Here is a 1,474-nt window from a genome sequence, read left to right on the forward strand (position 1 = left end):
ATTTTCAAAGTTCATTTTAAGTAACTGTGTTGGCGTTACTTTTAATCATTTGTGTTTGCCCTTTTCTTAAGGACAAGTAATACTATACCACCTTATTTTAATAAGGTCAACACTTTTTTGAAAAGTTTTTTTATTTTCTAGTAATTAATGATTACTTTGTAATCATTAATTACCTATTATCTAGTCAACTTGAGTTAATAATCTCTTAGTTATATCCATTAGTTTCATTTCACCTAACTCTTCAGGGATAACTGCTACAACTGCTTTTATTCTATCTTCTGAATTATCCCATTTATAAGATCTTACATTTAAAATTGCACCTTCTGGCATAAGTTCCTCTAAATCTACTCCAATTTCATCTGTTAATATCATATATTCATCAAATAATTCTTCATTTTCCATATCATTTATTTCGTATTCTTCTTTTATTATATTATTTAATTCTTCTATATTAATACTAATTTGAAATCCTATTGTATCTTCTCTTTTAGATCCTTTGCTCAAGTCTTTGTCCACTCTAAATGGAGTTTGACCCTCTATAATATCTCTTATCTCCTCACTATCAACTATTTCATTCCCAAATAATATGTACATAAATAAGTTCTCCTCATATATAAATTATTTTGCCATAGCCTCAATCAAGCAATCTTTAAGAGAATTTTTAACACCACTTTCTTTAGCTTTCCTTATAAGATATGAATACTTAGATTTCTTAGCCTCTAAATCGTATATAGCAACATCTACTAATTCTGGATCACTAACATATTGAAAAAAATTTTCTGCACATTTTATTTCTGATTGAGCTATCTTTATTTCTTTTATTATTTTTTCATTTTCCTTATTTCTTTTTATACTAATTTTTCTAGGCATATTAACCTCCTACGTTTAAAATATATACCTAGAATCTTACCAAATAAGCTGTTAAATATACCTTTTATTTACTAAATATATATTACATTTTAGGCTAATATTTTGCAATATTTTCTTATTTTTAATAAAAAAAACACCTAATTAAAATTAGATGTTTTTACACTGGTGGGATTAACAGGGCTCGAACCTGTGACCCCCTGCTTGTAAGGCAGGTGCTCTCCCAGCTGAGCTATAATCCCGAAAATAGTATGGTGCGCCCAAAGGGACTCGAACCCCTAACCTTCTGATTCGTAGTCAGACACTCTATCCAGTTGAGCTATAGGCGCAATTTTTTTGGAGGCGACACCCAGATTCGAACTGGGGATCAAGGAGTTGCAGTCCACTGCCTTACCACTTGGCTATGTCGCCATTTTTTTAAATATAAAAAAATGGTGATCCATCCGCGACTCGAACGCGGGACACCCTGATTAAAAGTCAGGTGCTCTACCGACTGAGCTAATGGATCAACTTTTTATGGGGTGGATAATGAGAGTCGAACTCACGACCTCCAGAGCCACAATCTGGCGCTCTAACCAACTGAGCTATACCCACCATAATTGGTCGA

At 32.4% G+C, this 1,474-nt stretch carries 2 protein-coding genes and 5 tRNA genes; all 7 read right to left on the reverse strand.

The window, feature by feature from the left end; translation table 11 throughout:
* Nucleotides 1-180: 180 nt before the first annotated feature.
* Entirely contained in the window at nt 181-594 is a 414-nt protein-coding gene (locus ATCC9714_RS16375) for a hypothetical protein (RefSeq protein WP_057545391.1), read from the reverse strand.
* 24 nt (nt 595-618) lie between these two features.
* Nucleotides 619-870 (reverse strand): DUF2508 family protein, encoded by a 252-nt coding sequence (locus ATCC9714_RS16380; protein WP_054632075.1) that lies wholly within the window; start codon nt 868-870, stop codon nt 619-621.
* A gap of 163 nt (nt 871-1,033) precedes the next feature.
* Nucleotides 1,034-1,109, reverse strand: a tRNA-Val gene (locus ATCC9714_RS16385).
* Nucleotides 1,110-1,119: 10 nt separating this feature from the next.
* A tRNA-Arg gene (locus ATCC9714_RS16390) sits at nt 1,120-1,196 on the reverse strand.
* 8 nt (nt 1,197-1,204) lie between these two features.
* Nucleotides 1,205-1,278 (reverse strand) — tRNA-Cys (locus tag ATCC9714_RS16395).
* A gap of 21 nt (nt 1,279-1,299) precedes the next feature.
* Nucleotides 1,300-1,375: transfer RNA gene (locus ATCC9714_RS16400), tRNA-Lys, on the reverse strand.
* 9 nt (nt 1,376-1,384) lie between these two features.
* Nucleotides 1,385-1,461, reverse strand: a tRNA-His gene (locus ATCC9714_RS16405).
* Between the last annotated feature and the right edge of the window lie 13 nt (nt 1,462-1,474).

Source organism: Paraclostridium sordellii (assembly GCF_000953675.1).
Lineage (GTDB): Bacteria > Bacillota > Clostridia > Peptostreptococcales > Peptostreptococcaceae > Paraclostridium > Paraclostridium sordellii.